This window comes from uncultured Thiodictyon sp., assembly GCF_903828115.1.
GTDB lineage: Bacteria > Pseudomonadota > Gammaproteobacteria > Chromatiales > Chromatiaceae > Thiodictyon.
The window spans coordinates 1-5,599 of the sequence record NZ_CAIKKU010000506.1 but is presented as its reverse complement, the minus strand read 5'-3'; the positions used below and the strand labels follow the sequence as shown (position 1 = coordinate 5,599).

Sequence of the window (5,599 nt, the reverse complement as noted above, 5' to 3'; positions counted from 1 at the left end):
TGGCCGTTCCAGGCCGGGGCCGGTGGTGACGCCCGCGTGGATCTCGTAGCCGGTGACGGGGGCCTCATTGAGGCTCAGCCGGTCGCTGACGTTGGTCAGCCGCTTCTCCGCCGCCAGCGTGGTCTCCAGGTCCAGCAGCCCGAGCCCGGGCGTGCTGCCGGGCGGTCCCTCCAGACCCAGTGGGTCATGGATGGCGCGCCCGAGCATCTGGAAGCCGCCGCACACGCCGATGACCTTGCCGCCGTAGCGCAGGTGGCGGGCGAGGGCCGCGGGCCAGCCCTGGGCGCGCAGCCAGGCCAGAACTGCGGCCACCGGCTTGGAGCCAGCCGTAGGGTCCGCTGTGCGGACCGAGTGCCGCTCAAAGACTCGCGCCACGCGCCTTTACTGGAAGACCTCCTCCGGGGTCGCCGCGGACAGGATGCGCATAAGCCAAAGATCCAATTGCGCCGGCCCGGCGGCCGGTATACGCGACTGGATGTGTGATTAGGCCACGCGAACCTGGGTAAAGGGGCAAAGCGGCCAAGCGCGATTAAATCTCAATGCTTGACTTGGGCAGAATTGAAATCGAGCCCGCCCCTCACAGGCTTGCTCAAGCCGCCCGACTCAATTCCAGGCGAAAGTGCATCCCCACCTTGGCCGCCAAGGTGAGCAACACATCCAGACTGAACTTCTTCCATTTGCCGCGTACCAGGTCAGACACCCGAGCCTTCGTCACACCCAGCCGTTTGGCGGCCTCGGCCTCGGTCAACCCGTTGTCTTGAATCCAAAGACGCAACTGTCCCATCAGTTCGGCACGCAACTGCAGGATTTCCGCTTCGTGAGCCGGAAACCCGAGCGCCAGAAAGAGGTTTTCCTCTGCTTTGACGATGTCGGTCATCGATTATCCTCCGACTTGCTTGTAGCGCTGCCGCGCCAGCTCGATGTCGTATGGTGCAGTCTTCTGCGTCTTTTTCTGAAAGCAATGCAGTACATAGATGCCTTCGGGCCGCGCGGCCAGATAGATCACCCGGAACGCTCCGCCGGCGCGGATGCGGATCTCCCGCACGGTCAGCGTTCGCTAGCGGTGCCACGGCGTCCGCGAGTTGCCCTGCCCGGGATCTAGACGCGGCGACGGGCGCGGCGCGACGACTCGCAACGCTGCTGAAGGTCGGCCAGTCGGGCTGTTGGCAGATCCGCATGAGCCGATTATAGGGGCTATTTGGCTCAGGTCGACGCCTCCAACTCCAACATCCGTCCCAGTGCTCCGGTATCCAGATGCGCCTCCACCATATCCGCCAGCCGCTCGATGGTCGCCTCGCGCAGGGCCCCGTAGTCCGCCGCCTGGGGTCGGTCCAGGCCAGCCCAGCCGAGTAGCGCGGCGCAGGCGTCCGGGGCATCGAAGAGCCCGTGCAGGTAGGTGCCCAGGACCTGGCCGTCGGCGCTGATGGCGCCGTCCGGTCCGTCGTTGAGCAGGACCGCGGGGCGCGCCAGGCCGGGGCCAGTGGTGACGCCCGCGTGGATCTCGTAGCCGGTGACGGGGGCCTCAGCGAGGCTCAGCCGGCCACTGACGTTGGTCAGGCGTTTGTCCGCCGCCAGGGTGGTTTCCAGGTCCAGGAGCCCGAGCCCGGGCGTGCTGCCGGGCGGTCCCTCCAGGCCCAGGGGGTCATGGATGGCGCGCCCGAGCATCTGGAAGCCGCCGCACACACCGATGACCTTGCCGCCGTAGCGCAGGTGGCGGGCGAGGGCCGCGGGCCAGCCCTGGGCGCGCAGCCAGGCGAGATCCGCGGCCACTGACTTGGAGCCGGGCAGGAGCATCAGGTCGGCGGGCGGGATCGGCTCGCCCGGTCCGAGCAGGCGCAGGTCCACCCCGGGGTGCAGCCGCAGGGGGTCTAAGTCGGTGTGGTTGCTCAGGCGCGGCAGGACCGGGACCACGATGCGCAGGGCGGCCTCCAGGGTGTCCCCCTGGGCCCGCTCGAGTGAGTCCTCGGCCGGTAGGTGCAGGCCCTTGAGATAGGGCAGGACGCCCAGCACCGGCTTGCCGGTGTATTCGGTGAGCCAGTCGAGACCGGGTTCCAGGAGTGCGAGGTCGCCCCGGAAGCGGTTGATGACGAAGCCCTGGACGCGCGCCTGCTCGCTCGGGGAGAGGAGCGCCAGGGTGCCGACCAGGTGGGCGAAGACGCCGCCCCGGTCGATGTCGGCGATCAGGATGACGGGGCAGTCCACGGCCTCGGCGAAGCCCATGTTGGCGATGTCCTGGGCGCGCAGGTTGATCTCGGCGGGGGAGCCGGCCCCCTCGACCACGATGGCCTGATACTGCCCCGCCAGCCGGTGATAAGACTCCAGCACCGCGACCCGGGCGCTGGCCTTGTACGCCTGATAGGCGACGGCGTTGAGGTTGCCGATGGCGCGCCCCTGGATGATGACCTGGGCGCCGATGTCGCTGTTGGGCTTGAGCAGTACCGGGTTCATGTCGGTGTGGGGCGGCAGGCCGCAGGCCGCGGCCTGCACCGCCTGGGCGCGGCCGATCTCCCCGCCGTCGATGGTCACGGCGCTGTTGAGCGCCATGTTCTGGGGCTTGAAGGGCGCTACCCGCACCCCGCGGCGTTTGAGCCAGCGGCAGATGGCAGTGACCAGCAGGCTCTTGCCGGCGTCCGAGGTGGTGCCTTGGACCATCAGGGTGGGTGTATTCATGTCATCCTCTACTCGCCATCCGGATCGGCATAGAGCGCCGCCATCTTCGCCGCCTGCACCGCCACCACGCGGCGCAAGTCCGGCGGGGCGACCACCTCGACATTGTTCCCGGCTCCCAACAGCCAGCGCAGCAATTGGCCCGTCGAGGGGACCTGCGCCCACACCCGGATCTCGAAGTCGGAGTCGAGCGGCTCGTCCACCCACCGCTGGCCCGCCGCCAGCCGACAGTCGGTCAGCACCGCCACCAGATAGCCGCGCACCCGCAACTCCAGGTCGATCATGTCCCCCTGGCCGAAGTCCACTTGGCCGTTCGCGATGGCCTGATCCAGATCGAATCCCGCCGCCGCCCGTACGGGCGTTTCTGCCAGCGCCTGGGCCCGGATCATCCGGTGCAGTGCATAGAGCCGCACCGGCTCCTCCTCGTCGTTCTTCAGGGCGAGCAGATAGGCAATAGGCCCGCGCTGCACCAGCGCCTGGGGATGCACGCAGGCATCGCCGCGCTCACCCTCGGCATTTTCATACCGCACCCGCAGGGCACAGCGCCGCGCCAGGGCCTCGATCACGGCCCCCAACACCCCCGGATAGAGTTCCACCGCTTGCAGGCGCAGGGTGTCGGGGACGATCCGCAATCGGCCCTCATCGAGCCTGGGACCCTCGGCGTTGGTCAGTAACCGCTGCCACAGCCGATCGAGCTGGCGCTGCGGCAGGGCCTCCGCCACCAGCGCGCGCATCACCCTGAGGTTGTACTCCCAGATCGCCTGGTCGTCGTCCGGTTCGTCCGTGACCCGCCGGTAGCGCAGCGGCTTGCCGCCGGGGTTGACCGCCTCGATGCGCCCCGCCTTCACCAACTCGTCCAGATCGCGTTGCAGTGCACGCCGACGTGCCTCCGGCGTCTTGCCGGCATAGCCCTCACCGAGAATCGCGAGCAGCCGCGCGCCGCCCGGGCAAGCATCGCCCGCCCGCCCGCGGGCCAGCAGGGCCTCCAGGCGTTTGAGGCGCGCGATCCGGGTTTCATGGGTAGCAGCCATGGCCGCAGTGTACGACAGGCGCTGACGCATGACGATGGTTCAATGCATTTCGCTGCCCCGTTTCGACGGCAAAAAATACATTTTCGGATCCCGCGCGCGTTTGAACACTGAACGGAGTTCTAAGCTCTTACGTAATATCCTATGTACGATTAAATGTAAGATTCTACATCTTGACAAACCTCCATCAGACATCTAAGCTCAACGTAGTCCCAACTGATAGAGGAACATCGATCATGAGTTACATCAGTCCTGAAGCCGTTCAAGGACCTAAGAAGCGGGTTAGCAATGTGCGGGTCGTCTACGACGGTGGACCCGGTGGCGGAGCGGTCTGCGAGCTTGAGTGGGAAGGAGAGCCCGGAGTAGCCATCCGTTGGACCGGCGAAGATGACTGGCCGCTCGGCAACCCGCAGAGCCGTGGCAATCCGACCTGGTTTCGCGTTCCAGCTGAATTTCAAGATGTGGTGCTGCAGAGGGCGCGTGATCTCGCTCCAGAGTCGGAGGAGGAGGTCGGCTATCGTGCGATGGCCGCAGACACCGAGCGCGAGGCCGCGGCGCTGGACTGGAGCAATGCACTGATCGGAGATACCAACCGTGCGACGGGGTGAGGTGTGGTGGGTGGATTTCGATCCGGCCCGGGGCGGCGAGATCAAAAAGCGTCGCCCGGCGGTGATCGTCAGCAATGATCTGGCGAATCGCTTCCTGAACCGAGTGCAGGTCGTGCCTTTTACCAGTAACACTGATCGGCTCTATCCGAGCGAGGCCAGGGTCAGCATTGAGGGGGCTGTCAGCAAGGCGATGGCCGACCAACTCACCACGGCGGACAAGTCAAGACTCATGGAACAGATCGGGAGCCTCTCCGCGGCTGACCTGCGCGCGGTCGAGGGTGCGATCCGGGTCCAGTTGGGTCTTTAAGACCTCGCGTTTGTGCATCACAGATGCGACAGGCACTGACGTATGACAGTGGTTGAATAGGTCCCGCCAATCGCAGCAAAACCCACCTGCACGAACCCAGAGGAATCGACCATGGCCGCGAAAAACAAAGACCTGTCATCGCGCGAATGGCTCGGGCGCCCTCTAGGAATTGACCCTGCCCTTGCTCGATCATGACGCCGTGGCGGCGCTGCTGTCGCCCTATGCCGATTCAGAGCATAACTGGCTGCCGCCGGGCGCGGTCGATTGGGAAGAGTGGGAGGATGTGCAACGGTCACAGGGATCTGGAGGACTTCCTGGCGCCCACCAGCCTGCTGCGCGAGGTGCTGGAGGCCGCCCCGCGGGATGCCGACGCGCTGCTTGCGCTCTTGATCGAACCGGCCCCGGCCGGGGCCTGGCGGTTGGACGCCTTTCCGCAGTTGGCGGAGGCGGCCGGGCGCCTGCACGGGGTCTTGCGCCACAGCGCGGCCACCGCGGCGGTCGGCGTCAACGCGCTCTTCTACGGGCCGCCCGGGACCGGCAAGACCGAACTGGCGCGGGCCTTGGCCGAGGCGAGCGGGCTGCGCGCCTACCAGGTGCGCAGCGCCGATGAGGATGGCGACGGGCTGCGGCGCACGGGTCGGCTGTCGGCCTATCTGCTCGCCCAGCGACTGCTCGGGCGCCGGCGCGACGCGGTGCTGATCTTCGATGAGGTCGAGGACGTTTTCGGCGCCGGTGAGGACCTGTTCGCGCTCCTGCGCGGGAGCCGCCCGACCGGTCGCCAGAAGGGCTGGATGAACCGCATCCTGGAGGAGAACCCGGTCCCGGCGATCTGGATCACCAATGACGCGGACAGCATGGACCCTGCCTTCCTGCGCCGTTTTCTGCTGCCGGTCGCCTTCGACACCCCGCCGCGCTCGGTGCGCCGCGCCCTCGTCGAGAGCCATCTGGGCGACCGTGACCTGCCGCCGCACCTGCTCGAGGAGCTGGCC

Annotated in this window: 7 protein-coding genes and 1 pseudogene; 3 read left to right on the top strand and 5 right to left on the bottom strand. The window is 67.0% G+C overall.

From position 1 onward, the window contains the following. The 5 genes and pseudogenes from QZY48_RS18515 to QZY48_RS18495 all read right to left on the bottom strand — a co-directional run. Positions 1-324: pseudogene (locus QZY48_RS18515) on the bottom strand (cobyric acid synthase CobQ); the annotation flags it as partial. Between the two features lie 265 nt (positions 325-589). Further along, entirely contained in the window at positions 590-877 is a 288-nt protein-coding gene (locus QZY48_RS18510; protein ID WP_295433917.1) for an XRE family transcriptional regulator, read from the bottom strand. Between the two features lie 3 nt (positions 878-880). Next, positions 881-1,045: a type II toxin-antitoxin system RelE/ParE family toxin gene (locus QZY48_RS18505; RefSeq protein ID WP_295433914.1), complete on the bottom strand. Its 165-nt coding sequence runs from the start codon at positions 1,043-1,045 to the stop codon at positions 881-883. A 158-nt stretch (positions 1,046-1,203) separates the two neighbouring features. Beyond that, entirely contained in the window at positions 1,204-2,670 is a 1,467-nt protein-coding gene (locus QZY48_RS18500) for a cobyric acid synthase (protein ID WP_295433912.1), read from the bottom strand. 8 nt (positions 2,671-2,678) lie between these two features. Then, positions 2,679-3,698 (bottom strand): WYL domain-containing protein, encoded by a 1,020-nt coding sequence (locus QZY48_RS18495; protein ID WP_295433909.1) that lies wholly within the window; start codon positions 3,696-3,698, stop codon positions 2,679-2,681. A 233-nt stretch (positions 3,699-3,931) separates the two neighbouring features. Between QZY48_RS18495 and QZY48_RS18490 the strand changes: the two genes are divergently transcribed. The 3 genes from QZY48_RS18490 to QZY48_RS18480 all read left to right on the top strand — a co-directional run. Further along, positions 3,932-4,303 carry a hypothetical protein gene (locus tag QZY48_RS18490; protein WP_295433906.1) on the top strand — a complete coding sequence of 124 codons (372 nt, stop codon included), beginning with the start codon at positions 3,932-3,934 and terminating at the stop codon, positions 4,301-4,303. Continuing rightward, positions 4,290-4,610 carry a type II toxin-antitoxin system PemK/MazF family toxin gene (locus QZY48_RS18485; RefSeq protein ID WP_295433903.1) on the top strand — a complete coding sequence of 107 codons (321 nt, stop codon included), beginning with the start codon at positions 4,290-4,292 and terminating at the stop codon, positions 4,608-4,610. The genes QZY48_RS18490 and QZY48_RS18485 overlap by 14 nt, the downstream gene beginning before the upstream one ends. 281 nt (positions 4,611-4,891) lie before the next feature. Continuing rightward, the coding region (locus QZY48_RS18480; protein ID WP_295433901.1) for an AAA family ATPase at positions 4,892-5,599 on the top strand (708 nt) is incomplete at its 3' end.